At 69.3% G+C, this 23,805-nt stretch carries 23 protein-coding genes and 1 pseudogene; 9 read left to right on the top strand and 15 right to left on the bottom strand.

Translation table 11 applies throughout. From position 1 onward, the window contains the following. Positions 1 to 30: 30 nt before the first annotated feature. The 7 genes from atzF to JTJ31_RS03405 form a co-directional block, all read right to left on the bottom strand. A complete protein-coding gene (gene atzF, locus JTJ31_RS03435; RefSeq protein ID WP_207537169.1) occupies positions 31 to 1,716 on the bottom strand; it encodes an allophanate hydrolase in 1,686 nt (561 codons plus the stop codon). Beyond that, a complete protein-coding gene (locus JTJ31_RS03430; protein ID WP_236019788.1) occupies positions 1,713 to 2,534 on the bottom strand; it encodes an alpha/beta hydrolase in 822 nt (273 codons plus the stop codon). Before JTJ31_RS03430 ends, atzF begins: the two co-directional genes overlap by 4 nt. Then, positions 2,531 to 3,397, bottom strand: a complete 867-nt coding sequence (locus JTJ31_RS03425) for a polysaccharide deacetylase family protein (RefSeq protein ID WP_207537167.1) — start codon at positions 3,395 to 3,397, stop codon at positions 2,531 to 2,533. Before JTJ31_RS03425 ends, JTJ31_RS03430 begins: the two co-directional genes overlap by 4 nt. Then, entirely contained in the window at positions 3,398 to 4,177 is a 780-nt protein-coding gene (locus JTJ31_RS03420) for an ABC transporter ATP-binding protein (RefSeq protein WP_236019787.1), read from the bottom strand. Beyond that, positions 4,170 to 4,955, bottom strand: a complete 786-nt coding sequence (locus tag JTJ31_RS03415; protein WP_207537166.1) for an ABC transporter permease — start codon at positions 4,953 to 4,955, stop codon at positions 4,170 to 4,172. The genes JTJ31_RS03420 and JTJ31_RS03415 overlap by 8 nt, the downstream gene beginning before the upstream one ends. Beyond that, on the bottom strand, positions 4,955 to 5,905 hold the full coding sequence (locus JTJ31_RS03410) for an ABC transporter substrate-binding protein (protein ID WP_207537165.1): 951 nt from the start codon (positions 5,903 to 5,905) through the stop codon (positions 4,955 to 4,957). Before JTJ31_RS03410 ends, JTJ31_RS03415 begins: the two co-directional genes overlap by 1 nt. Positions 5,906 to 6,039: 134 nt before the next feature. Beyond that, positions 6,040 to 6,999, bottom strand: a complete 960-nt coding sequence (locus JTJ31_RS03405) for a D-2-hydroxyacid dehydrogenase family protein (RefSeq protein WP_207537164.1) — start codon at positions 6,997 to 6,999, stop codon at positions 6,040 to 6,042. Positions 7,000 to 7,167: 168 nt separating this feature from the next. Between JTJ31_RS03405 and minC the strand changes: the two genes are divergently transcribed. The 4 genes and pseudogenes from minC to JTJ31_RS24475 all read left to right on the top strand — a co-directional run. Beyond that, positions 7,168 to 7,923 (top strand): septum site-determining protein MinC, encoded by a 756-nt coding sequence (gene minC, locus JTJ31_RS03400; protein WP_207537163.1) that lies wholly within the window; start codon positions 7,168 to 7,170, stop codon positions 7,921 to 7,923. A gap of 30 nt (positions 7,924 to 7,953) precedes the next feature. Beyond that, positions 7,954 to 8,778, top strand: a complete 825-nt coding sequence (gene minD / locus JTJ31_RS03395; RefSeq protein WP_207537162.1) for a septum site-determining protein MinD — start codon at positions 7,954 to 7,956, stop codon at positions 8,776 to 8,778. Further along, the gene (gene minE / locus JTJ31_RS03390; RefSeq protein ID WP_207537161.1) at positions 8,775 to 9,062 is read left to right on the top strand and encodes a cell division topological specificity factor MinE; all 288 of its coding nucleotides are present in this window, start codon (positions 8,775 to 8,777) and stop codon (positions 9,060 to 9,062) included. Before minD ends, minE begins: the two co-directional genes overlap by 4 nt. 197 nt (positions 9,063 to 9,259) lie before the next feature. Next, positions 9,260 to 10,003, top strand: a pseudogene (locus tag JTJ31_RS24475) (serine hydrolase); the annotation flags it as partial. 84 nt (positions 10,004 to 10,087) lie between these two features. On the opposite strand, the gene JTJ31_RS03380 reads toward JTJ31_RS24475, so the two are convergent. Genes JTJ31_RS03380 through JTJ31_RS03370 form a run of 3 tightly spaced genes read right to left on the bottom strand, consistent with a single transcriptional unit; the run spans position 10,088 to position 12,248 of the window. Continuing rightward, complete coding sequence (locus JTJ31_RS03380; protein WP_236019872.1) at positions 10,088 to 10,378, bottom strand: EamA family transporter; 291 nt, start codon at positions 10,376 to 10,378, stop codon at positions 10,088 to 10,090. Between the two features lie 41 nt (positions 10,379 to 10,419). Beyond that, positions 10,420 to 11,370: a glycosyltransferase family 2 protein gene (locus tag JTJ31_RS03375; protein ID WP_207537159.1), complete on the bottom strand. Its 951-nt coding sequence runs from the start codon at positions 11,368 to 11,370 to the stop codon at positions 10,420 to 10,422. 8 nt (positions 11,371 to 11,378) lie between these two features. Continuing rightward, positions 11,379 to 12,248, bottom strand: coding sequence for a class I SAM-dependent methyltransferase (locus tag JTJ31_RS03370; RefSeq protein WP_236019786.1), 870 nt, complete (start codon positions 12,246 to 12,248; stop codon positions 11,379 to 11,381). On the opposite strand from JTJ31_RS03370, the gene JTJ31_RS03365 reads away from it, so the two are divergent. Genes JTJ31_RS03365 through JTJ31_RS03350 form a run of 4 tightly spaced genes read left to right on the top strand, consistent with a single transcriptional unit; the run spans position 12,247 to position 15,757 of the window. Further along, on the top strand, positions 12,247 to 13,071 hold the full coding sequence (locus JTJ31_RS03365) for an HTD2 family dehydratase (protein ID WP_207537158.1): 825 nt from the start codon (positions 12,247 to 12,249) through the stop codon (positions 13,069 to 13,071). The two genes, JTJ31_RS03370 and JTJ31_RS03365, sit on opposite strands and share 2 nt — an antisense overlap. Next, complete coding sequence (locus JTJ31_RS03360) at positions 13,064 to 14,002, top strand: DMT family transporter (RefSeq protein ID WP_236019785.1); 939 nt, start codon at positions 13,064 to 13,066, stop codon at positions 14,000 to 14,002. Before JTJ31_RS03365 ends, JTJ31_RS03360 begins: the two co-directional genes overlap by 8 nt. Beyond that, on the top strand, positions 13,986 to 14,879 hold the full coding sequence (locus tag JTJ31_RS03355; protein ID WP_207537157.1) for a DMT family transporter: 894 nt from the start codon (positions 13,986 to 13,988) through the stop codon (positions 14,877 to 14,879). Before JTJ31_RS03360 ends, JTJ31_RS03355 begins: the two co-directional genes overlap by 17 nt. After that, positions 14,876 to 15,757 (top strand): MBL fold metallo-hydrolase, encoded by an 882-nt coding sequence (locus tag JTJ31_RS03350; RefSeq protein ID WP_207537156.1) that lies wholly within the window; start codon positions 14,876 to 14,878, stop codon positions 15,755 to 15,757. Before JTJ31_RS03355 ends, JTJ31_RS03350 begins: the two co-directional genes overlap by 4 nt. On the opposite strand, the gene JTJ31_RS03345 is transcribed toward JTJ31_RS03350, so the two are convergent. Genes JTJ31_RS03345 through JTJ31_RS03325 form a run of 5 tightly spaced genes read right to left on the bottom strand, consistent with a single transcriptional unit; the run spans position 15,740 to position 21,214 of the window. Continuing rightward, entirely contained in the window at positions 15,740 to 16,366 is a 627-nt protein-coding gene (locus JTJ31_RS03345; RefSeq protein ID WP_207537155.1) for an NUDIX hydrolase, read from the bottom strand. The two genes, JTJ31_RS03350 and JTJ31_RS03345, sit on opposite strands and share 18 nt — an antisense overlap. Further along, complete coding sequence (locus JTJ31_RS03340; protein WP_207537154.1) at positions 16,347 to 17,153, bottom strand: nitroreductase family protein; 807 nt, start codon at positions 17,151 to 17,153, stop codon at positions 16,347 to 16,349. The genes JTJ31_RS03345 and JTJ31_RS03340 overlap by 20 nt, the downstream gene beginning before the upstream one ends. Further along, positions 17,150 to 19,153 carry an acetate--CoA ligase family protein gene (locus JTJ31_RS03335; RefSeq protein WP_207537153.1) on the bottom strand — a complete coding sequence of 668 codons (2,004 nt, stop codon included), beginning with the start codon at positions 19,151 to 19,153 and terminating at the stop codon, positions 17,150 to 17,152. The genes JTJ31_RS03340 and JTJ31_RS03335 overlap by 4 nt, the downstream gene beginning before the upstream one ends. Next, positions 19,150 to 20,301: an acyl-CoA dehydrogenase family protein gene (locus JTJ31_RS03330; protein WP_207537152.1), complete on the bottom strand. Its 1,152-nt coding sequence runs from the start codon at positions 20,299 to 20,301 to the stop codon at positions 19,150 to 19,152. The genes JTJ31_RS03335 and JTJ31_RS03330 overlap by 4 nt, the downstream gene beginning before the upstream one ends. Positions 20,302 to 20,305: 4 nt before the next feature. Then, positions 20,306 to 21,214 carry an SDR family NAD(P)-dependent oxidoreductase gene (locus tag JTJ31_RS03325; RefSeq protein WP_207537151.1) on the bottom strand — a complete coding sequence of 303 codons (909 nt, stop codon included), beginning with the start codon at positions 21,212 to 21,214 and terminating at the stop codon, positions 20,306 to 20,308. Between the two features lie 151 nt (positions 21,215 to 21,365). Between JTJ31_RS03325 and JTJ31_RS03320 the strand changes: the two genes are divergently transcribed. Beyond that, a complete protein-coding gene (locus tag JTJ31_RS03320) occupies positions 21,366 to 23,801 on the top strand; it encodes an MHYT domain-containing protein (RefSeq protein WP_207537150.1) in 2,436 nt (811 codons plus the stop codon). Positions 23,802 to 23,805 lie beyond the last annotated feature (4 nt).

The following is a 23,805-nucleotide window of genomic DNA, read 5'->3' as shown; positions in this document are numbered from 1 at the left end:
AGCCAAGCGGCGGCACGGAGGCAAGGGGGCTTAAGCCGCGCGTTTCGCCAGGAAGGCGCGCCAGCCGCCGAAGGAGGTGATTTCCGGCGCGCCTTGCACCCCTTCCGCCTCGGCCAAGAAGCCGAGCACATTGGAGCCATCCGCCAGCCGCACCGTGCCGAAGCCGAGGGGCGGCGGCACCGCAGCCAGCAAGGGGCCGATCGCGGCCTGCGGCAACGCCCAGATCTCGCCTGTGATGGCCTCGCCGTCCGGGTCGCGCAGCATTCCGGGACGGCCGCCGAGGTCGAAAAGGCGGTATTCGGGGGTCGTGCGAGCCTCCCGCAGGAAGCGGCCGCCCAGCGCGGTCACTTGCCCATTCAGCGGCAGGCCGGACATATGTGCGCCGATGCAGAACAGCGCCGCCTCGCCTGGCGCCGCTTCCGGAACAGGCAGGGCCTCATCCAGCAGGCTTGCGGCGATCCCGCAGATCCGCCCCTCGGCGAAGGCGGAACCAACCAGGGTGACGCCCGCCCCGGCGGGGATGGCGATGGCCGACAGGTCGCAGAGGTTCACGAAGTTCGTGTAGGTGCCGAGGCGCGAGTTCGCGCCCACCGGGTCGGCCAGCATCGCCTCTACCGTCGGGATGCCGGGCGCCGTGGGCAGCAGGAGCGCGTCGGCGCCCTCGAAGAGCCGCCGGGCGAGCAAACGTGCCTCGGCAGCTGCGTGGAAGTCGTCGAAGGCATCCACGGCGAGGCGACCGAGGCCGCCTTCAAGGATGGCGCGCGTGACCGGATGCAGTGAGGTGGGGCGCTCCGTCACCCAGCCCCGCAGCGCCGCCGTCCGCTCGGCGACCCAGGCGCCGTCGTAAAGACGACGCGCGACGTCGAGGAGGGGCGCGATGTCCACGCGGAGGATCTCCGCGCCCAGCTCCTTTGCGCGGGTGGCCACGGCAGCGAAGTCCTCCGCGCCCTCGTCGAAGACCAGTTGCGCCTCCTGTGGCACTGCCAGGCGGAAGCGAGGCGGGCAAGGTGCAGCGGCGCGCCAGGAGGCGGGAAGCGGGCGGGAATAGGGCTCTGTGTCATCCGGTCCCGCGATCACTCCCAGCACCTCGGCGGCCTCGGCGACGGAATGAGCGAAGACCGAGACGCAATCGAGCGAGCGGCAGGCTGGCACGACCCCGCGCGTGGGCACGAGGCCCAGCGAGGGCTTCAGCCCGACGATCCCCTGCGCCATGGCCGGAACCCGGCCGGACCCGGCCGTGTCCGTGCCGAGGGAGAAGGCAGCGATCCCTGCCGCCACCGCGCTGGCCGAACCGGAGGAGGAGCCACCAGGGATCAGAGCGGCGTCGCGCGCGTTGCGCGGCGTGCCATAGGGCGAGCGCGTACCGTTCAACCCTGTGGCGAACTGGTCCAGATTGACCTTGCCCAGCAGAAGCGCCCCTGTCGCACGCAGCCGTGCGACGGCGGGGGCATCCGCCTCCGCCACATGGGCGAAGTCCGGGCAGGCGGCGGTGGTCGGCAGCCCCGCGACGTCGATGTTGTCCTTCACCACAAAGGGCACGCCATGCAGCGGGCCAGGGGGCAGGCGGCCGGCTTCCTCCAGGAGCGCACCCTCGTCGCGCAGGGTGATGAAGAGCGCCGGATCGTTCCAGGCGGCGATGCGCGCCAGCGTGTCGCGCGCGATGTCGCGTGGCGTCACCCCGGCGGCGAGGCGCGCGCGGATCTCCGCGATGGTCAACGCAGCAACTCGGCGGCGGCGCGCAGCAGGGCGCCGCCCGGCTGGCGCAGCGCTTCCAGCACGCGGAAGTGATCCGCTCCCGCGATGGGCAGGAGTGGGCCGGGCGCCTGCGCCTCGGCGCGGTAGCCGTGGAAGTGTCGGGATTGCTGGCAAAGCGCCGGTAATTCGGCCGCGCCATAGGCCACGGCGATGGGCTTCGGCACCACGGGGCGGCGCAGGGGCGACAATTCCGTGATCTCCTCGTCCGTCAGCTTCAGCGCCGTGTTCAGGTAGGTGTCGCGGATCGGCCCCAGCTCGTAGATGCCAGAGATGCACAGCGCCGCCGCGACGGCCGGATGCTCCGCCCCCAGCGCCGCGAGGTGCCCGCCCGCCGACCAGCCGGACAGAAGGATTGGCCCCCCGGCGCCGTGCTCCTCGCCATTCGCCGCCAGCCAGTCCAGCGCGGCGTGGATCTGCCAGCAGATCCGCTCCATCGTCGCCTCGGGCGCGAGGGTGTAGCCGCACATGGCGACGTTCCACCCCATCGCCAGCGCCCCCTCGGCCAGGATGGCGAAGTCCTCCCGCCGGTTGCGCTGCCAGTAGCCGCCATGGATGAAGGCCAGGGTCGGTGCCGACTCATCCGGGCCGCAATAGATGTCCCATTGCTCGCGGTCGGTCTCGCCATAGGCGAGGTTGAGCGCGTGGATCCCCTGCAGGCGGAAGGCGGCGGAGGCGGTGGCGCGCTCGTTGATCAGGGAGGCGCTGTCCGGCACGGCCTCGGTGTTGTTGTAGGCCGCGTCGCGGTCCCGCCGCGTCATCTTCGCCCATTCGCAGATCATGCCGCTTCCCACCATTTCAGGATCTCGCGGCCCTGAGCGAACACCACGTCCGGCCGCGCGGCAATCATTTCCAGCGTCCGTTCCAGCACGCCGATCCGGTGCGGCACGCCCGAGATATAGGGGTGGACGGCAAGGCCCATGACCTTGCAGCCCTCCTCCTCCGATTCCTCCAGCAATCGGTCCAGCTGGGCGAGGCTGCGTTCCTGCAGTTCTTCCGCCCGGTGATGCTGGATCATGATCATCGGGATGTCGTTCAGCTCGACGCTGTAGGGCATGGACCAGATCGGGCCATGGGCGGTCTGGATGGGCACCGGCACGTCATCCACCACCCAGTCGGCGCAGTAGCGGATGCCGTGCGCGGCCAGGATATCCGTCGTTTCCAAGGTCTGGGTCAGCCCGGGGCCGAGCCATCCGACCGGCGGCGCGCCGGTCACGCGCGCGATGGCTGCGACCGTGTCGCGGACCATGGCGTGCTGGTCCTCCACCAGATGTATCGGGACCTGGCGGAAGCCGTGGCCCATGAATTCCCATCCGGCGGCATGCGCCGCCTCGACGATGCGGGGATAGGCCTCGCAGACGCGGCCATTGACCGAGAGGGTGGGGCGTATGCCCAGGGCCTCGCAGGCCCGGAGGATGCGCCAGAAGCCCACGCGCATGCCGTATTCGTGCCAGGCCCAGTTGGGGAGGTCGGGCAGGACGGCAGCGGCGGTCGGGGCGCTGAGAACCTGACGCGGCATGGGGCGGTCAATGCCCCATTCCTCCACGTTGACGACAAAGAAGACGAGGACGCGGGCGCCGCCAGGGCCCGGCCGCGGCGCGCGGTCGCGCGGGGCTGCGTAATCCAGCCGTGACTCAGGTTGCATTCAGTGATGGCTTCCCAACAGCGCCGAGAAGCGGCGGCGCAGCGCGTTGAACTCGGGGTCGGTCGGATCGCGCGGCCGGGGCAGCGAGACCAGCTCATCCGCCACGATCCGGCCTGGTCCGGGCGACATCACAACGATCCGGTCGGCGAGGAGGATCGCCTCCTCGATCGCATGGGTGACGAAGAGCACGGTGAGGCGGGTCCGTTCCCAGATCTCCAGGAGTTCGCGCTGGAGGTTTTCGCGCGTCATGGCGTCCAACGCACCGAAGGGCTCGTCCATGAGCACCACCTCCGCCTCGTTGGCGAGGACGCGGGCAATGGCGACGCGCTGCTTCATGCCGCCGGAAAGCTGGTGCGGATAGGCATCGGCGAAGCGCGTCAGCCCGACCATGTCCACGAAGCGCTTGATGGTCGCCTCGACCTCCGCGCGCGGGCGGCCGCGTGCGGCGGGGCCGAAGCCCACGTTGCGGGCGACGGAAAGCCAGGGGAACAGCCCGTAGTCCTGGAACACCATGCCACGATCCGGCCCCGGACCGGAAACGGGCGCGCCCCACATGGATAGCCGGCCTTCGGAGGGTGTCTCGAACCCCGCGATCATCCGCAGCAGCGTGGACTTGCCGCAACCCGAGGGGCCGATGAGGCAGACGAACTCGCCCTTGCGGACGGCGAGGTTCGCACCCTCCAGCGCGAGGATCGGTTCCCCGTTGAAGGAGAAGCACTTGGTGACACCGCTGATGTCCAGGATGTTCAGCGCCGCTTGGGTCATCATGCCATCAGCCATGTTGCGGACTCCAGCGCAGGAGGCGGCGCCCAAGCGCCTGCACGAGCGCATCGGACAGGAAGCCGAGCAACCCGATCACCACCATCCCGCTGATGACGATCTCGGTGCGCGACAACTGACGCGCCTCCATGATGATGGCGCCGAGGCCGGTCTGCACGCCCGTCATTTCGCCGACCACGATCACCACCCAGGCGAAGCCGAGGCCGAGGCGGAGCCCAGTGAAGATGGAGGGCAGCGCGGCGGGCAGCACCACCTTCCAGAACACGGCCGAGGGCGAGACGCCGAGCATGGCAGCGGCCTCGAAGAGCCGCCCCTCCACGCTGCGGACGCCGAAGACCGTGTTGACGAGGATGGGGTAGAAGGCACCCAGGAAGACGAGGAAGAAGGCCGAACGCGGCCCGATGCCGAAGACGATCATCGCCAGCGGCAGCCAGGCCGTGACCGGGATGGGCCGCAGCAGTTGCAGCGTGGGGTCGAGCAGCGAGCGCACCAGCGCCACGCGCCCGATCAGCATTCCGAGTGGCAGCGCCAGCGCGGCTGCAAGCAGGAACCCGCCATAGACGCGGCCCACGCTCGCCAGCGCGTGCTCCAGCAGCGTCGCCGAGTACAAGTCATCCCAGACCCCACCAAAGGTGAGGTCCCAGAGCTGGCGCCCGACCTCCAGCGGCGGCGGGATCAGGCTGAAGGGCTGGCCTGCCGTCGAGAGGTGCCAGAAGGCCAGGAAAAGCAGCGGCGCGGCCAGGGAAAGGCCGATCGCCCGTCCGCGCCCGGAAATCATCAGGCCGCGGTCCGGGCTTCGTCGTCGGAGAAGCGCGTGTTGAAGAACACGTTGAAATCCGGCTGCTGGCGGATCTGCTGCAGTTCCTGCATGTGCTGCGCGTAGGTGCGCGAACGCTCGATCATCGCGGGCGTCATGCGCCAGTTCAGCTCCACGTTCTCGATTGAGACTTCCAGCGCCCCACGGTTCATGCCGAGGCGCTGCACCGCCATCTCGATCGCGGCGGCGCGGTTCAGGCTGGCGTACTCGCTGGCGCGGCGATGGACGCGCATCATGGCGGCGCAAAGCTGCGGATTGCGCTGCGTCGTCTCGTGATGGGCCGCGAAGATCATGTTCAGCGTGCCCATGGCCGTGGAGTACGGAAACTCGACGATCTTGCCGATGCCGGAGGTGACGCTGATGCCGGGACCCGGCTCCGCGCCCACATAGGCGTCGATATCGCCGCGGGCGAGGGCGGCATGCATCTCGCTGAAGGAAACGCGGATGCTCTGGATGTCGCGGATGTTCATCCCCTCCATCCGCAGCCTTTCGCGGATGAAGACCTCCTGCGTCGAGCCGGGCCAGATGCCGACGCGGCGACCGCGCACGTCGGTGAGGGTGTTCACCGGGCCATCCTTGCGTGCGACGATCGCCATGCCCTTGTCGCAGCAGGAGCCGATGACCACCACCGGCTCCCGCGCCGCGGCGCCTAGGATGCCAGCGGCGACTCCGAAGGCGCCGAAATCGACGGAGCGGGTGACGACGGCGTTCTTGCCCTCGGTCGGGCTCTCGAAGGGGATCACTTCCACGGTCATGCCCTCGGGCATGAAGCGCTCGTAGAAGAAGGGCGTGATGGAGTGGATCAGGCGCAGCGCCCCCATGCGGACACGCGTGCCCTGCGCGGCTACGAGGGCGGGCGCCGCAAACACCCCGGCTGTGGCGGCAAGCAACTGGCGGCGGACGAGGCTCATGGCGCGATCTCCCTCTTGATCAGAGGGTGATGCCGTTTCGCACCCGGATACGGCAACGCTGCCTTGCTGAATTTTGCGTCGGCCTGGGCGGCTTCTGCCCAAAATCGGCGCAGAGCCGCCCAGAGAATATGCAATCAGCCCGTGATGACGCGGATGGGCTGGCCTTTCTCGAAGGCTTCGATGGCCTCCACCGCACCCTGGAAATAGGCGCGGTAGTTGTCCTCCGTGCAGTAGCCCAGATGCGGGGTCAGCACGGCGTTCGGAGCCGAAAGTAGCGGGTGGTCGGCAGGAACCGGCTCGATGTCATAGACATCGATGCCCGCCCCCGCGATCCGGCCTTCCTTCAGCGCGGCGATCAGCGCCGCCTGATCTACGATCGGTCCGCGGGAGGTGTTCACCAGCAGGGCGGAGGGCTTCATCGCCGCCAGCTCCGCCGCACCGACGAGGCCGCGCGACCGCTCGGACAGGATGTAGTGGATGGAGAGGACGTCAGCCTCGCGGAACAGCGCTTCCTTCTCCACGCGCCGTGCACCGCCCTGCGCGGCCGCCTCGTCGGTCAGGTTCTGGCTCCAGGCGATGCAATCCATGCCCAGCGCCTTGCCCACGGCGGCGACGCGCCGCCCGAGCTTGCCGAAGCCGAGCAGGCCCAGCGTTTTTCCTTCCAGCCCGGTTCCGATGGCGGTCTGCCAGCGCCCTGCGCGCATCGCGGCCGCCTGCTCCGGGATGCGGCGCGCCAGGGCGAGGATAAGGCCCCAGGTCAGGTCTACCGTCGGCGCGCCGAAGCTGGGCGTGCCGGAGAAGGTGACACCTCGCGCAACACAGGCGGCCGCGTCTATGCCGCGGTTGCGCTCGCCGGTGGTGATCAGCAGGCGCAGATTGGGCAGGCGCTCGATCAGCTTAGCGGGGAAGGGAGTGCGCTCGCGCATCGCCAGGATGGCGTCGAAGGGGCGCAGCCTCTCCACCAGCGCGTCCTGGTCGGCCATCGTGTCCCGGAACACGGTCTTCTCGACATGCGGCAGCCGGTCCCAGGGACCGAGCTGGAGCGTGACGTTTTGGTAATCATCGAGGATGGCGAGGCGCTTGATCTGCGGCATGAGGAACCCTCCCGTGGTGTTGGGGAATGTGGCAGCCCGGAATCCGGGCGGCGTCAATGCCCGCCTCCGTGGTTTTCCGGATCGGCAGGAACGATTGGGGGCTTCGCCGGGGGCGCGCACCCCGCTATGTGACGGGTTGCCTGAACGCTTGAGGATGCCCCACCGCCCATGACCGCCGACGCGCGGCCTGCCGCCCCCCCTTCGGAAGCCTTCCGGCTGCGCGCGAGCAACTACAGCTTGCTGACGCTGCGGCTGCTCTCGGCTCGGCCAGAGGAGGTGCTCCCCGCGCTGGGCGACCAGTTCCGCCGCGCTCCGGGCTTCCTGCGCTTCGCACCCATCGCCATCGGACTCGACGATCTGGACGGCCAGGAAGTGGATTTTGCGGCGCTGGTCGCGGGCCTCCGCAAGCTGGAGATCCTGCCCATCGGCGTTGTCGGAGGTCCGCAGACCCTGCGCGCCGCCGCCGCCGGGGCCGGGCTGCCGACCTTGCGCCCCACCGGGCAGAAGGAAACGGAGGTCGAGGCGCCTTCTCCAGTCGCCGCGCCTCCCGTTGCCATCGCGCCGCCCCCCGAGGAAGCGCCCCGCCCCGCCGCTGCCCGCACCTTGCTTGTGGAGCAGAATGTACGCGCTGGGCAGCGGATCTACGCCCAGGGTGCCGACCTGATCGTGATGGGCACCGTCAACGCGGGCGCCGAGGTGCTGGCGGATGGGCACATCCACATCTACGGCACGCTGCGTGGCCGCGCGGTGGCCGGCGCGAACGAAGATCCGGAGGCGCGCATCTTCGTGCAGAATTTCGACCCGGAACTGGTCGCCATCGCGGGGTTCTACGCGGTGCGCGAGGGGCTCCAGAACGCCTCCATCGGCCGCACCGTAGCGGTGCGGCTGGAGGGCGAGCAATTGCGCTTCGAGCCACTGGGCTGAAGCAATCGGAACGCGAGGTGAGGTGAACACATGGCGCAGGTGATCGTCGTCACATCGGGCAAGGGGGGCGTGGGCAAGACCACATCCTCCGCCGCCATTGCCACGGGGCTGGCGCAGCGCGGCAAGAAGACCGTTGTGATCGACTTCGACGTGGGGCTCCGCAACCTCGACCTCATCATGGGCGTCGAGCGGCGGGTCGTTTTCGACATCGTCAACGTCATCCAGGGCGAGGCGAAGCTCCAGCAGGCGCTGGTCAAGGACAAGCGGGTCGAGGGGCTCTTTATCCTCCCGGCCTCGCAGACGCGGGACAAGGACGCGCTGACCCGCGAAGGCGTCGCCAACGTCATCGAGGAGCTGTCGAAGGATTTCGACTACATCCTCTGCGACAGCCCCGCCGGCATCGAGAAGGGCGCGCTGCTTGCCCTCTACTTCGCCGACCAGGCCATCGTGGTAACCAACCCCGAAGTCTCCTCCGTCCGTGACAGCGACCGCATCCTGGGCGTGCTCCAGAGCAAGTCGAAGCGCGCCGAGGAGAAGAAGGAGCCGGTGAAGCAGCACCTCCTGCTGACCCGGTACGATCCCGCCCGCGTCGAGCGCGGCGAGATGTTGAAGCTGGACGACGTGCTGGAGATCTTGGCCATCCCGCTGCTGGGGGTGATCCCGGAGAGCGAGAGCGTCCTCAAGGCCTCGAATTCCGGCAATCCAGTCATCATGGACAGTGAAAGCTCGGCGGGTCAGGCCTATACTGACGCGGTATCCCGCTTCCTCGGCGACGAGAAGCCGCACCGCTTCCTGGAAGTGCCGAAGAAGCCGGGGCTGTTCGGTCGCCTCTTCGGCGGCGGGAGGGCAGCATGAACTGGCTGAATTTCTTCAGGGCCCAGAAGCGCGAGGAGGCACAGCAGGCCCCCGGCACGGCAGCGGCTGCAAAGGACCGGCTTCAGGTCATCATCAGCCATGAGCGCGTGTCGCGCGGCCGCGACGACTTCCTTCCCAAGCTTCAGCAGGAGCTGGTGCAGGTCGTGGCGCGCTACGTCGCGATCGACCCGGGCAAGGTGCAGGTGAACCTCGAGCGGGGCGGCGATTTCTCCACACTGGCCATCGACATAGAGCTCCCGGGCCCAAAGGCGCAGGCGCATTGAAGGCGGCGGTGGATTGGGCGCTCTCGCACGAGACGCCCTGGCCGCGCGACATCCGCGCGCATCTGGATTCGGGGTTCTTCGAGCCGCCTCCCGACAATGCGGTGATCGGCCCGGTGCAGGCGCGCGGCGGCCCGGCGGGGGTGATCTTCAAGGGCGGGAAGCGCGTGGCCGAATGGGGCGACACACAGCGCGCCGACATGACCTTCAGCGTGGCGAAGTCCTACCTCGCCCTGCTGGCCGGCCTTGCCTGGATGGATGGGCTGCTGCCGGACCTCGATGAGGAAGTCCGCCGCCGCGCTGCGCATCCCGCCTTCGAAGGGGAACAGAACGGTGCCGTGACCTGGCGGCACCTGCTTACCAACACCTCCGAATGGGAAGGGACGCTCTGGGGCAAGAGCGACCTGATCGACCGCGGCCGCAACCTGGGCGTTGAAGGCCAGGGGGTGAAGCGCTCCACCCGGAAGCTGCAGCCGCCGGGCCAGTACTGGGAATACAACGACGTCCGCGTGAATGCGCTGGCGCTGGGCCTCCTGCTGCTGTTCCGCCGCCCGCTGCCGGAGGTCTTCGCCGAGCGCATCATGCGCCCGATTGGCGCCTCCGATGGCTGGACCTGGCGCGGCTATTCCACCTCGATGGTCGATGTCGACGGGAAGCAGATCGAGAGCGTCTCCGGCGGTGGGCACTGGGGCGGCGGCGCCGTGATCAGCGCCGAGGATCAGGCGCTGGTCGGGCTGCTGGCCCAGGCCGGGGGCGAGTGGCGTGGAAAGCGCCTCATTGCCGAGGACTGGCTGCGCCAGTGCCGCACCCCATGCGCGCTGAACCCGCACTATGGCTTCCTGTTCTGGCTGAACACCGGCCGCACCAAGTGGCCCTCGGCCAGCGAGGGCGCCGCATGCTTCTCCGGTGCCGGCGGCAACACGACCTGGATGGAGCCGGAGGGCGACATCGTCAGCGTCTCGCGCTGGCTGGACGGCGCGGCGCTGGACGGGTTCATGCAGCGGGTGCGTGAGGGGGCCTGGGCCCCTTCACGCCGTGGCGAGCAGCGCCACCCCGGTCACGATGAAGAGGATGGCCGCGACCTTCTGCATCCCCATCGCCTCGCCGAAGAACCACCAGCCGACCAGCGCGATGATGGCGTAGCTGGCGGCGGTGCAGGGCAGGGCGACGCTCATCGGAATGCGGCGCAGCGCGAAGATGTAGAGGAAGGCGCTGCCGCCATAAAGGCAGAGGCCAAATAGCGTCGTCGGGCGGAAGATCTGCGCGATGAAGCCGCCCGCAGCGCCAGCCCCCGTCTTCAGCAGCACCTGACCGACCATGGAGGAGCAGATGGCGGCGATCAGCGCCGCCCAATGGATGTTCACGGGTGCTCCTCCCCGCCGTGCTTCACCTCGCGCACCACGCCCTGCGGCTTCCCGTTCGCCGAGAGGAAGGCCCGGCCCACATACTCGCCCAGCACGCCCAGGATCAGGAACTGCACGCCCGAAACCAGCAGCGTGATCATCATGGAGGAGGCCCAGCCGGATGGCGTCTCTCCGAACAGCGCTTCCACCAGCACGAAGATCGCAACGAGGAAGCCCAGCACGCCCATCGCCACCCCCGCGATGATGGCGAGGCGTAGTGGCAGGAGCGAAAAATTCGTGGCGAGGTTCAGCCAGAGCCGGACGAGGCGACGGAGCGTGTAGTTGGACTGGCCCTCGACGCGCGGGTAGTGCGCCACCTCCAACGTGGTGATGCGCTGCGTCACTTGCATGATCAGCCCGTCGATATAGGGATAGGGGCCCGAATATTTCGTCACCTCACGCACCACGAGGGCGGAACAGCAGCGGAAGGAGGAGAGGTAGAGCCCCTTCGGCTTGTCCAGCAGCAAGTCCGCCACCTTGTTGGCGAAGCGGCTGCCGAGGTTCCGCCAGCCCTCGTGCTCCTTCACCGCGTAGCGGGTGTAGACCACGTCCCAGCCGCCCAGCCGTGCGTGGTCGTAGAGGCGCACCACCTCCTCCGGCGGGTTCTGGAGATCGTCATCCATGTTGATGACGTAGGCGCCGCGCGCGTGGCGGAAGCCGGTCATCACGGCGTTGTGCTCGCCGAAGTTACGCGCATGCTCGACGAAGGTGATGGGCACCTTCGCCTCACGCACCAGCTGGCGGCAGACCTCGCCGGAATTGTCCGGGCTGCCGTCATTGACCAGCACGATCTCGATGCCGCCTTCAGGGCGAAGCTCGGACAGGGCGGCGACCAGGCGGCCGATCGTCGTGGCGCCGCGATAAACCGGGATGACGACCGAAAGGCCGACGGGATGGGTGTCGTTCATGGGGGCTCTCAGCGCGTGGCGGTGAGGAGGAGGGAACCGCCAGCCGGGAAAGGCAGCCCGGCGCGGGCCAGCCCCCATTCGGCCTCAGTGGCGGCGAAGAGCGCCCGGTCCAGCCAGGGCGGATATTCCGTGACGTCGGAGGCGGCGTCGTCGCGCCGAGCCAGGACCCGACGCTGCAGCAGCATCAGCGGCAGCAGGAGCGAGTTCCAGTGCCGCGCCCGCACTGTGCCGAACCCGGCCGCTTCAAGCATCGCCCGCGCGCCGGCTTGGCTGAAGCGGCGGGCATTGTGCACCCGTGCATCATGGGCCGAGCGCAGCCATTCATGAGCCGGAAGGTTCAGTGCCAGCATTCCGCCGGGACGCAGCACCCGCCGGAACTCTGCCAGCGCCTCGCTTGGCTCGACGGCGCGGTGCGATAGCACGTCGAAGCTGGCGACGGCATCGAAGCAGCCATCGGGAAAGGGCAGGGCGTTGACGGTGCCGGACGCGATCGCGGCGCCGGTCTTCTCCCGCGCGCGGCACGCCGCGGCCTCGGCATATTCCAAGCCGAACAGCCGCAGCCCCGGCCGTGCGGAACGCAGGCGGCGCAGGAAGCCACCCGTGCCGCAGCCCGCATCCAGCACGCTCCCGCCATCCGGAAGGGGGCGCAGCAGCGCCTCCGCACGCCGGTGCAGGGCGCGGTACCACCACATGCGATCCTCGACCGCATCCATCAGTGCGTATTCGGCCTGCTCCACAAGGGGCGTGTCGCCCGTGAATCGGGCGGTGGCAAGTCCAGGAAATGACGGCCGCATGGCAGGGCGGCGCCCCGCCACCTTGCTGCCATGCCGTCCTGTGACAAGGATGCCGGCGCCAGCAACCAGGGGATGTGCAGCCATGGACCACGCCACCTATGTGGGACGGAGCGAGACGGCCGAGGACCGGCTGGATCCGCGCCTCGTCGCCGGGCTGGCGGCCACGCTGGATCTCCCGACGCCGGAGGGCGATGTCCCGCCGCTCTGGCACTGGATGCTGTTCCAGGATTGGCGCCGCCCGGACGGCATCGGCCCCGACGGCCATCCCAAGCGCGGCGGCTTCCTGCCGCCCGTGCATGACCTGCCGCGCCGCATGTGGGCGGGCGGAAGGCTGGAATTCGGACCCAGCGCCCTGCGCGCCGAGGACCGCGTGACGCGCCGCTCCACTATCCTTTCCGTGAAGGAAAAGGCGGGCGGTTCCGGCCGGCTGGTCTTCGTGACGGTGGCGCACGAGATCGAGGGGCCGCGCGGCCCGGTGCTGCGCGAGGAGCACGACATCGTGTATCGCGGCGCCGAGGGCGCGGCGGTGAAGCCCGCCCCAGCCGCACCGGACTTCGGTGCCACCACCACGCGGAGCCTGGTGCCCGACGCGCTGATGCTGTTCCGGTACTCGGCCCTGACCGGCAATGGCCACCGCATCCATTACGACTTCCCCTACGTGACGGGCGAGGAGGGTTACCCCGGCCTCGTTGTCCATGGACCGCTGCAGGCGACGCTCATGGCGCAGGCCATGCTGGACGCGGCGCCCGGCATGCGCCTGCTGCGCTTCGCCTTCCGCGGCGCTCGCCCGGCCTTTGCCGGCAACCGCCTGGACGTGCTGGCACGCATCGAGGGGGAGGCCGCGCGGGCTGAGACCCGCGACGCATCGGGCGCGACCTGCATGGCGGCCGAGGCCGTGCTTGGCTGAACCCCTGACCGGCCGCGCCACCTCCGGCGAGGCGGCGGTGCGCGGCCTCGCCTATGCCGCGACCGGCTATGCCGTCATCTCCTTCGCCGACGCCGCGGTGAAGTTCCTGCTGCCCGAGATCGGGGTGGCGGGGGCGATGCTGTGGCGCGGGTTGGTGGGGTCGCTCGCCGTCGCGATCATGGCGCGCGGAAGGGGGCTTTGGCCGCGGCGCGGGACGCTAGTCCTCGCCCGCTCCTCCCTGCACTGCACCGTCTCGGTGCTCTGGTACTATGTCTGGATGTCGGGCCTCGGCCTCGCCGACAGCTACGCGGTGGCCGCGGCAGCGCCTCTGCTGATGACGCTGCTCGCCATCCCCATGCTGGGCGAGAAGGTGGGCTGGCGGCGCTGGACCTCCTGCGCCGTGGGGTTCTGCGGCGTGCTGTTCATGCTCCAGCCCGGCGGCGATCTCTGGCGCTGGGAGGCGGCGCTGCTGCTGGTCGGGGTGTGCGGAATGGCAGTGAGCCGGATCTGGACCCGCACCCTGGCCAGCACCGACACACCGCAGACCATCGCTTTCTGGCTGATGCTGACTCACGTCCCCTTCGGCCTGGCGGTTTTGCCCTTCAGCATGTTCTGGCCGGATGCGGATGGTCCGGACCTCTTCCCCTCGGCCTGGATGGTGGCGCTGCTGGTGTTCTTCGGCGTGTCCAATGCGGTGGCGCACCTGCTCTTCGCGCGCGGCTTCGCCTTGGCGAACATCGCCGCGCTGGCGCCGCTGGAGTACACGCCGCTGCTCTGGGGCCTCGCCCTCGGCTTCATGATATTCGGCGAGGTGCCGGCCTGGACGACGCTGACCGGCGCTGGGATCGTGGTCGGAGCCGGCATCTACAACCTGCACCGGGAACGGGTGCGCCGCGCCGAGGAAAGGGCGAGACGTGCCGCTGCGTCATGACATGCGGCGGGGCGCGGCCTGCATGCTGGCCGCGACCGCTCTCTTTGCCGCGATGAACGTCTTCGTGAAACTGGCCTCGGAGGAGCTTCACTTCCTCCAGGTCATGTTCTTCCGCTCTGCCCTTGCCGTGCCGGTCGTGTTGCTGATCGTGCTCCGCACGCGCGACGGCGCGACGCTCCGCACCAAGCGGCCCTGGCAGCACGTGCTGCGGGCTGCGACCGGCACCACGGCCATGGCGTGCTCCTTCTTCGCGCTTTCAGTCCTGCCGCTCGCGGAGCAGACCGCGCTCACCTACACCACGCCGGTCTTCGTCACGCTGCTGGCCATCCCGTTCCTGGGCGAGAAGGTGGGGGTGCACCGCTTCGGCGCGGTGGCAGGCGGGTTCCTCGGCATCATGGTCATCGCGCTGGGCAAGGGCGCCTTCGGGGGCGAGGTCACGCGGGCAGCGGCAATGGGCATGGCGGCGGCGGTTGCGCATGGCGTCTTCTCCGCCGCGACGACGCTGCTGGTCCGGTCCCTTTCCTCCACCGAGCGTTCGGGCACCATCGTTCTCTGGCAATCGCTGCTGATGACCGGGTTCACCGGCCTCGCCATGCCCTTCGTCTGGGTGAATCCCTCGATGGAGGGCTGGCTCCTGCTACTCGCCACCGGGATCATCGGCGGCGTGGCGCAGGTGCTGCTGACCGAGGCCTATGCCAGCGCGCAGGTTTCGGCGCTGGGCGCCTTCTCCTACAGCGGCATTCTGTGGTCCATCCTGTTAGGCCTGCTCGTCTTCGGCGACCAGCCGACGCTCTGGACGCTGGTCGGCGCCACGTTGATCGTCGCGGCAGGTCTCTACATCATGCACCGAGAGATGGTGCGGAAAATCCGGCGATGAATGTTCCCTTCCTGCGCGATGATTCACTCCCGCCCGGCGAGGCGGAGCAGGTGGCGCCGGGCATCCGCCGCATCCTGTGCGACAACCCCTCGGCCTTCACCTTCCGTGGGACCAACACCTACCTCGTCGGCGGGGGCGGATCCGTCGCGGTGATCGACCCCGGGCCGGAGGATGAGCGGCACCTCCAGGCCATCATGGCGGCGACCTCGGGCGAGCGCATCACGCACATCCTCGTTTCCCACACGCATCGGGACCATTCGCCTGGGGCTCGGCGCCTTGCCGCACTGACCGGCGCGCCGACGCTCGGGTATGGCCCGCACGCCACGCCACCCGAGGCAGGGCAGGAGGGTGGCGACCACGAATTTGTGCCCGACATCGCCCTGGCGGATGAGGCGATGGTGGATGGCGCGGATTGGCGGCTTCGCGCGCTGTTCACGCCCGGCCACTGCGGAAACCACCTGTGCTTCGCGCTGGAGGGCAGCGGCGTGTTGTTCAGTGCCGACCACGTCATGTCCTGGTCCACCAGCGTCGTCTCGCCACCCGATGGTTCCATGCGCGCCTACATGGACAGCCTCGGCCGCCTTCGGCTGCGCGAGGGGGAGGACCGCCTCTATTTGCCCGGCCACGGCCCGCACCTGCCCGACCCGATGCCCTTCCTGGACGCGCTGTCCGTGCACCGGCGGCGACGGGAGCAGCGCATCCTCGCCGCGCTACGCGAGCATGGACCGGCACCGCTCGAGGCGCTGGTCGGCCCGGTCTATGGCCCGATGGACCCGCGGCTGATCAAGGCGGCGGGGCGCTCGATGCTCGCGCAACTCCTCATGCTGGAAGAGGAGGGCGCCGCCACCCACCGCGACGGGCTATGGGCGCTGGCGTAGACGCTCCGGATGGCGCGAATCCTTGCCGGTGATGCGGATGAGCGGCCGCGCCGGATCGCGCCGCCAACGCAGGAACTCTTCCACGATCATCGCCGTGATCCGCGCATGCGGCGCGTTGGCGAATTCGTCGGGGGTGAAGAAGCGGAGTTCCTCCAGCTCGCCAGATCCGCGCATCTCGCCTTGAGCCATCTCGGCCGGGGCGAGGAGGAAGCGCGCGTGGAAGCGGATGGGGAAGGTCGCCGGCGTGATGGCGCGGGTCAGGTAGGCCAGCCCCGATAGATCGGGTGCCTTTCCGCCGAGGCGCAGCCCGGTTTCCTCCTCCAATTCGCGCGCCGCGCAGACGCCCAGCGCCTTGGCGAGGGAGGGCCGCGCGGAAAATCCCAGTTGCGCGACGGTGTCGCCCCGAAGCGCCGCCGCGACGGGCGCGCGGTAATCCGCCCGGTCCACCCGCCCACCGGGGAAGACCAGCATCCCGGGCATGAAGCGCAGGTCGCGATGGCGGCGGCCCATCAGCAACTCGACCCCACGCGTGCGGGATTCCCGGTAGAGAAGCAGGCTCGCCGCGTCGCGCGGACGGACGCGGCGTCGATCAGCGCAGGGTGAAGCCATGGGCCTCCAGCCAGGCACGAAACTCCGCTCGTTCCGGCACGGATAACTGCCGCGCCACGTTCTCGCTCCAGGTGCAGCCCTCCGGCGCAGGACCGTGAACATTCGGGTAGCGTGGCTTGGCACGCGGCCGCGCGGCGTCGTAGACGGCGATAGGCTCAGGGGAGGCGTCGGAATAGGCCTCCCGGTGGACGACGACCTCTGGCGGCAGCCGTGCCGAGACCTCGTTCCGTGTCTCCGGCCAGCCGAGCGCCAGCCCGGCGACAGGAAAGACGCCATCAGGCAGCGCAGCGAGTTCCCGCATCAGGTCCAGGTGGTTCCGAACGTAGCTGACCGGGCAGCTGCCGAGGCCCAGCGCCTCGGCGGCCATCACCGCGAAGCCCAAGGCGAGAGCCGTGTCCACCGTGCCGTTCAGGAAGCTGTCCAGATTGTCGTTGCGGTTCGGCCGCCCGACGCGCTCGCCGATGGCGCGGTTGCGGCGAAGGTCGGCGCAGAAGAGCAGGAAGACCGGCGCATCGACGATCCAGGGCATGGAGCCGATCGCCTCTGCAATGCGGCGCCGCTTCGTCGCGTCGCGCAGCACGAGGATGCTGTATTGCTGGAGGTCGCTCTTGGACGGGGCGGATTGCGCCCCGGCCAGCACGAGGTTCAGCACACCGTCCTCGACCTCGCTCGCGGAGAAGCGACGCGTCACGCGGCGGTCGAGGATGAGGCGAAGTCCCTCCGGCGCATCACCTTCGGGCGGCGCGAAGGGCAATTGTCCGTAACGTGCGGCGAGGAGGTGCTTCATCGGCGTACCACCCAGGCATCGGCGACGGTCAGGCCGCTCTCATGGATCATCAGGGGATTCACCTCGGCTTCGGCGATCTCGGGCGCAAGGGCGAGGCGCGAGATGGCGACGATGGCGCGGGCCAGGGCATCCATGTCCCCGCGTGGCAGGTTGCGGAAGCCCTGCACCACGTGCAAGGCGCGCACCTCCGCGATCATCTCGCGGGCTGATTCCTCATCCACCGGGGCGAGGCGGAGCGACACGTCGCGGTGCAACTCCGCCAGGACGCCGCCTGCGCCGAGCATCACGATCGGCCCTACCTCGGGGCTGCGCCGGTAGCCGAGAATCGCCTCCGCCAGCGGACGCACCATCGGCTGCGCCAGGAAGCCGCGCAGCCGTGCCTGGGGCGCGGCCGATCGGACGCGTTCGCGCATCGCCTCCATTTCCCGACGCAGCGCCGCTTCGTCCCGGACGCCGAGCGCGACCCCGCCGATCTCGGTCTTGTGGGCGAGATCGGGCGACAGGATCTTCAGCGCAACGGGGTAGCGCAGGCCGGGCGGTGGCTCCTCGTCGAAGCGCGACCACGCGCTCGCGAGGCCGAGTGCGGCCAGCGCCTCCCGCGCCTCGGCCTCGTCTGGCTCCGCGGGTAGCGAGAGGGCAGGGGCGTCTGCCACGACCGGCCGTGGCGGACGCCAGGACAGGAAGGCACGCAACGCATCTGCCAGGGATTCGGGCGTGCGGAACCCTGCGATGCCGGCTTGGGCGAGCAGGTGCAGGGACGCATCGGCCTGCGGCACCAGGAAGGCGGCGATCGGCTTGCGCGGACGGGCCGCGACGATGCCCGCCACCGCGTCGGCGGGGCGGAACTGCGCGGAGGAGCCGATCACCGGCACGATCACCGCGGTTTCCTTGTCCTGGTCCAGCGCCTGGATCGCGGCCTGAATGCGGTCCGGCTTGGTTCCGGCCAAGGTCATGTCGAGCAGGCGCGCCCCAGCGCGCATCCCCACCGCCGAAAGCGCCTCGGCGGCTACCGTGTCGGGCGCGCGTGCCTCGACCCCCGCGACGCCCAGCGCATCCACTGCCATGGCGCCGCCCCCGCCTGTGGTGGTCAGCACCGACACCGCGGCTGGCCGCGCCATGGCGCGCTGGCCGATGGCGAGGGAGGGAAGCTCCAGGAAGCCTTCCAGCGTCGTCGCGCGGAGTATGCCATGGGCGCGGAAGAAGGCATCCACCGAGGCATCGCTGCCGGCCAGGGCGCCGGTGTGCGAGGCCGCCAACTCCGCCCCGTACTCGGAGCGGCCGAGCTTGAAGGCGATGATCGGCTTGCCGTGGCGATGCGCCTTCGCCGCCGCCGCCGCATAGGCCTCCGGCGCGCGGATCGCCTCCAGGAACAGCATCACAGCGTCCACGCCGGGGTCGTCCACCAGCATCCCGGCGATGTCGCCCGCCGACAAATCGGCTTCGTTCCCCGTACCGATCAGGTGCGAGAAGCCCAGGCCACGGGCCGCACCGCGCGACAGGATGGCGCCCATCATGGAGCCTGATTGCGAAACCAGCGCGACGCGCCCGGCCAGCAGGCTCTCCGCCTCCAGCGCCGCGTTCACCGTGCAGGCGATGTGGTCCTGCAGGTTCACCATCCCCATGGAGTTGGGGCCAAGGACGCGCATCCCGCCCACCCGCGCTGCTTCCACCACGCGGCGCTGACGCTCCTCGCCCTCCGGCCCCGCCTCGGCGAAGCCGTCGGCCAGTATGCAGCAGAGCTTCGCGCCCTTGCGCGCCGCCTCCGCGACCTGCGCCTCCACATGCTCGGTGCCGAGCAGAATGTAGGCGAAATCCACGCCATCCGGGATTTCGGGACGCGTCGCCTCGCCGCCGATCTCGTTGGCGCGGGGATGAACGAGGTGCAGCGTCCCGCCGAAGCCGTGGCGGCGCAGATAGCGCTGGGGTCGCGCCGTCAGCCGCGACGCGTCGGCCGAAGCGCCGATCAGGGCGATGCTGCGTGGCGCCAGCAACTCTCTCATTTCGGGGGGCGCTGCGAGAAGGACTGGCCGAACACCCCTTCGGCAATGCGGTTTCGCATCATCTCCAGCGACCCGCCGGCAATCATCCAGCCGCGCGTCCGCCGCACGCAGTATTCGATCAGCAGATCCTTCGAGTAGCCCATGCCACCCATGACCTGCAGGGACTCGTTGGAAGCGAGCCAGCCCGCCTGGTTGCAGGCATACTTGGCCAGCGCCACTTCCTGCGCGTCAGGCAGCCCGCGTCCGGCATTGACTGCGGCGCGGTAGAGCAGGAGGCGCGCGGAATCCAGCGCCACGCGCATCTCCGCGAACTTCCACTGGAGCCCCTGGAACTCCATAAGCTTGCGCCCGAATTGCGAGCGCTGCATCGCGTGCTCCCGCGCTTGGGCAAAGCAGTATTCGCCGAGCGCCAGGGCACGGGTGGTGTTGCCCAGCCGCTCCACGTTGAAGCCGCCGATCTGCTTCTTGAACCCGCCGGGGCCGAGAAGCACCATCTCCTTCGGGATGTAGACATCCTCGAAGTAGAGGGCGCACCACTCCTCGTCGTTCATGTAGAGAGAGGGCTGGCCGAGGCGGAAGCCTTCCTGCCCGCGCTCCACCAGCACCGAGCCGATGCCGCCCACGCCGGGTCCGAAGCGGCAATACACGACGAAGACATTCGCCTCGGCGCTGTTGGTGGTGAAGACCTTCTGTCCGTTCAGGCGGAAGCCATCGCCATCCGGGGTGCAGCGTGTGGTCAGGTCCGTGAGTGCGGAGCCGGCCTCGGGCTCGCTCATGCCCACCGCGGCCACCGCCTCCCCGTTCAGCAGCGGCCTGAAAAAGCGTTCCTTCTGGTAGGGGCTCGCATACTCGGCGAGGGTGCGGAAGGCCCCAAAATTTCCCGCCTGGAGCACGTCAGCGGAGCGAGGGCAGACCGCGGCGATCTGCTCCATCGCCAGCACCGCATCCATCACCGTGCCGCCCTGGCCGCCATCCTCCTCGGGAAGCATGATGCCGAACAGGCCCTGCTGCGCCATGAGCTTGGCGACGCCCCATGGATAGCCGACCGTATGGGCACGCTCCACCGCCCCCTCCCGCAGGTGGCGCTCGGCGAAGCCGCGCACCACCTCCGCGAAGGCGGCCTGCTCTTCCGTCAGGCGGAAATCCATGGGGTCAGACCGGATCCCAGGAGAAGACGTCGCCCGAACGCTCCAGGGGCACGAAGCCGGAGCGGAAGGCCGGCAGCGCGATCTCGGCGATCTTCTCCGGCGTCCAGCCCGACTCGCTATGGACCGAGCGGACCGGCCGGTTCTGCGAGAACAGGAACAGCTCATGCATGCGCGGCGCGAAGATCTGGCCGGAGACTTCCTTCGCCGCATCGGAGGCGAGGAAGACGGCGAGCGGCGCGTTCTTCTCTGGGCCCATCCGCATCAGCCGCTCGACCCGCGCCTTCTGCTCAGGCGTCTCGGCGGGAATGCTGCTGGTCATGCGGCTCCAGGCGAAGGGCGCGAGGCAGTTGGAGCGGACGTTGTAGCGCTTCATGTCCAGCGCGATGGACTTGGACAGCGCCACGATGCCCAGCTTCGCCGCGGAGTAGTTCGCCTGCCCGAAATTGCCGATCAGCCCCGAGGTGGAGGTGATGTGGACGAATGAGCCGCTTTCCTGCTTGCGGAAATGCTCCGCCGCCGCGCGGCTGACGAAGAAGGAGCCGTTGAGGTGGACATTGATGACGGCCAGCCACTCTTCCGGCGTCATGCGGTGGAAGATCTGGTCGCGCAGGATGCCCGCGTTGTTCACTACGATGTCCACGCGGCCGAAATTGTCGAGGGCGCACTGGACGATCTTCTTCGCGTTGTCCCACTCGGAGACGCTGTCGGTGTTGATCGCCGCTTGGCCACCCTTCTGCTCGATGATGGCCTTCGTCTGCTGCGCCGGCGTGGCGTCCTGCCCCTCGCCGCTGAGCGAGGCGCCGATGTCGTTGATGACGACCTTGGCCCCGGCCTCCGCCATGGCGAGCGCAATCTCACGCCCAATGCCGCCGCCCGAGCCGGTGACGATCGCGACCTTGCCTTCAAGCATCATGATGGGCGTTCTCCCGTGTGTCCGTTTCGCAGCGCGGGAGGTTAGGACGGGCATCCGCCCCCGTGAAGCGGTCCCCCTCCCTCGATTCATCCCCTCGTAACAACCCTGCGGCGCGGCTATGCTGAAAGTGCAATCAAGGCCCTGAAGACCATTGCACGGGAAGCTGCACGAATTCGGCGAGATCCTCGGCGGACACCATGACCCGGCCCTTGTGGCCTTGTCAGTGGGGATCGCCATCCTGGCCTCCTACACGGCGCTGGACCTCGCTGGCCGGGTGCGCGTGGCGCATGGAATGGGCGTGCGGCTCTGGACCGGAGCGGCGGCCGTGGCCATGGGCGGCGGCATCTGGGCGATGCATTTCGTAGCGATGCTGGCCTTCACCCTGCCGGTCCCCATCACCTTCGACCCTTGGCTGACCCTGTTCTCCTTCGTGCTGCCGGTCATCGTGACGGGCTTCGGCTTCAGCCTGGTCCGGCGCGGCGTCGGCCGTCCGCGCTGGGTGTTCGGTGCCGGGATCGTTGTCGGCACCAGCATCGCGACCATGCACTACACTGGCATGGCGGCGATGCACTCGGGCGCGCTGCTGCACTATGACCCGTCCCTAGTCGTGGTGTCGCTGCTGGTGGCGGTGGCGGCGGCGACCGTGGCGCTCTGGCTTTTCCTGCGCGAGACGGCCCGGGCGCCGAAGGTGGCGGCAGCGGTGGTGATGGGCCTGGCTGTGGCGGGGATGCACTACACCGCCATGGCAGCCGCGACCTGGGTCGTGCCTGCGGGGCAGGATCGCCCTGGTGCCATCACCGGGCTGGATCAGGGCGCACTGGCCCTCGGTGTCGCGGGCACCACGGGGCTGATCCTTTTCCTGGCGCTGCTCGCGGCGCTGTTCGACCGCCGCTTCAGCGCCCTGGCCCAGCGTGAGGCCGCGGTAGCACTTCGTGAGAGCGAGGCGCGCGCGGCCCTGCTCAGCGCCGAGCGTGCGGCGGCCGAGGCAGCGCTGCGCGTGGGCGAGACGCGGCTCCGCATCGCGCTGGAAGCCGCCGGTCTCGGCACCTGGGAGGTGAATTTCGCCACCGCCCAGGTCAACTGGGACGAGATGATGGGCGCGTTGCTGGGCCTCCCGCCCGCTTCACGCGAGGCGGCGGCACGGCGCTGGCAGGATTTCGTCCATCCAGAGGATCTTGGTCCGCTCCGTGCTGCCTTGCGCGCGGCCAGGCAGGGTGATGAACATTTCGTCGCTGAGTGCCGCGTGCGCCGGCAGGATGGCGAAGAGCGGGTAATGGCGCTTCGGGCGGCTCACCTCCCGCCCTCACGGCTGGTGGGGGTATGCCAGGACGTCACCCAGGCCCGTGCGGCCCAGGCCGTGCTGGAACGCGACCGTCAGGAACTGGAAATTCTGGTCGAGGAGCGGACCGCAGCCCTGCTTCAGGTCGCCCGCCAGCGGCGCCGGGCGGAGGAGGAGGCGCGCCAGGCCGAGAAGCTCGCCGCGCTCGGCCAGCTCACGGGTGCGGTCGCGCATGACTTCAACAACCTCCTGCAGGTCGTGACCAGCGGCGCCGCGCTGCTGCGCCAGCCAAGCCTTGCGGAGGCCAAGCGGGACGTGATCCTGGACGGGATGATCCGGGCCGGACGCAGCGCGCGGGACCTCACCGGGCGCCTCCTCGCCTTCGCGCGCCGGCAGGCGCTGCATCCCGAGGTGGTGGACGTGGCGGAACGGCTTTCCGGCATGTCGGAACTCCTGCACCGCACCCTCGGCTCGGGCATCGAGGTTCGGACCGCGATCGAGCCCGATCTCTGGCTCGCCAAAGTGGATCCCGGGCAGCTGGAGGTGGCGATCCTGAACCTCGCCGTGAACGGGCGCGACGCGATGCCGGAGGGCGGGGTCGTGATCATCGAGGCGCGCAACGCGACGCTGGACGCGGAAGGCGAGCGTCCGGCTGGCGAGTATGTGTGCATCGTCGTGCGCGACACCGGGCAGGGCATCCCGCAGCACCTGCTGGATCGCGTGCTGGAGCCCTTCTTCACCACCAAGCCCGCGGGCTACGGCACGGGGCTCGGCCTGCCGCAGGTCCTCGGCTTCGTGCGTCAATCGGGCGGCGATATTTCCATCCGCAGCGAGGTGGGCGAGGGAACTTCCGTCTCCCTGCTCCTGCCGCGCGCCCTCGGCGAGGCGGTCCATGCCAAGCCCGTGACGGCCGGGCCGGCATCCGCCGCGCGGGGGACGATCCTCGTGGTCGAGGACAACATGGAGGTCGGGACGCTTGCCGTGTCCTTGCTGGAGGAGCGCGGCTACAACACCAGCCACGCAAGCAGCGCGGAGGAAGCGCTGTCCCTGCTGCGCTCCGGCATGGCGCCGGATGTCGTGTTCTCCGACATCGTGATGCCGGGCGGGATCGGTGGGATGGAGCTGGCCCGGATCGTTCAGGAATCCTGGCCGGGCCTGCCGGTAGTGCTGACCACCGGCTATAGCGAGCAGCTCACCCGGATGTCGCCGCCCAAGGGTGTCGAGATCCTGCCAAAGCCCTATCAGCCGGAGGAACTTTCGGCGGCGCTGGACCGCGCGTTGCGCCGAAAGGAGCAGGAGGCGGCGTAGCGCG

The sequence above is a fragment of the Sabulicella rubraurantiaca genome, assembly GCF_017355885.1.
GTDB lineage: Bacteria > Pseudomonadota > Alphaproteobacteria > Acetobacterales > Acetobacteraceae > Roseococcus > Roseococcus rubraurantiacus.
The sequence above is the reverse complement of the archived record's forward strand: the minus strand, read 5'-3'. Positions and strand labels throughout refer to the sequence as shown.

Bases quoted from the DNA above. Each gene is read 5' to 3' on its own strand.
- JTJ31_RS03430 (WP_236019788.1), bottom strand. From the start codon at position 2,534: ATGATCTGCGAATGGGCGAAGATGACGCGGCGGGACCGCGACGCGGCC.
- JTJ31_RS03425 (WP_207537167.1), bottom strand. From the start codon at position 3,397: ATGCAACCTGAGTCACGGCTGGATTACGCAGCCCCGCGCGACCGCGCG.
- JTJ31_RS03420 (WP_236019787.1), bottom strand. From the start codon at position 4,177: ATGGCTGATGGCATGATGACCCAAGCGGCGCTGAACATCCTGGACATC.
- JTJ31_RS03415 (WP_207537166.1), bottom strand. From the start codon at position 4,955: ATGATTTCCGGGCGCGGACGGGCGATCGGCCTTTCCCTGGCCGCGCCG.
- JTJ31_RS03410 (WP_207537165.1), bottom strand. From the start codon at position 5,905: ATGAGCCTCGTCCGCCGCCAGTTGCTTGCCGCCACAGCCGGGGTGTTT.
- JTJ31_RS03405 (WP_207537164.1), bottom strand. From the start codon at position 6,999: ATGCCGCAGATCAAGCGCCTCGCCATCCTCGATGATTACCAAAACGTC.
- minC (WP_207537163.1), top strand. From the start codon at position 7,168: ATGACCGCCGACGCGCGGCCTGCCGCCCCCCCTTCGGAAGCCTTCCGG.
- minD (WP_207537162.1), top strand. From the start codon at position 7,954: ATGGCGCAGGTGATCGTCGTCACATCGGGCAAGGGGGGCGTGGGCAAG.
- minE (WP_207537161.1), top strand. From the start codon at position 8,775: ATGAACTGGCTGAATTTCTTCAGGGCCCAGAAGCGCGAGGAGGCACAG.
- JTJ31_RS03380 (WP_236019872.1), bottom strand. From the start codon at position 10,378: ATGGTCGGTCAGGTGCTGCTGAAGACGGGGGCTGGCGCTGCGGGCGGC.
- JTJ31_RS03375 (WP_207537159.1), bottom strand. From the start codon at position 11,370: ATGAACGACACCCATCCCGTCGGCCTTTCGGTCGTCATCCCGGTTTAT.
- JTJ31_RS03365 (WP_207537158.1), top strand. From the start codon at position 12,247: ATGGACCACGCCACCTATGTGGGACGGAGCGAGACGGCCGAGGACCGG.
- JTJ31_RS03370 (WP_236019786.1), bottom strand. From the start codon at position 12,248: ATGGCTGCACATCCCCTGGTTGCTGGCGCCGGCATCCTTGTCACAGGA.
- JTJ31_RS03350 (WP_207537156.1), top strand. From the start codon at position 14,876: ATGAATGTTCCCTTCCTGCGCGATGATTCACTCCCGCCCGGCGAGGCG.
- JTJ31_RS03345 (WP_207537155.1), bottom strand. From the start codon at position 16,366: ATGGCTTCACCCTGCGCTGATCGACGCCGCGTCCGTCCGCGCGACGCG.
- JTJ31_RS03340 (WP_207537154.1), bottom strand. From the start codon at position 17,153: ATGAAGCACCTCCTCGCCGCACGTTACGGACAATTGCCCTTCGCGCCG.
- JTJ31_RS03335 (WP_207537153.1), bottom strand. From the start codon at position 19,153: ATGAGAGAGTTGCTGGCGCCACGCAGCATCGCCCTGATCGGCGCTTCG.
- JTJ31_RS03330 (WP_207537152.1), bottom strand. From the start codon at position 20,301: ATGGATTTCCGCCTGACGGAAGAGCAGGCCGCCTTCGCGGAGGTGGTG.
- JTJ31_RS03325 (WP_207537151.1), bottom strand. From the start codon at position 21,214: ATGATGCTTGAAGGCAAGGTCGCGATCGTCACCGGCTCGGGCGGCGGC.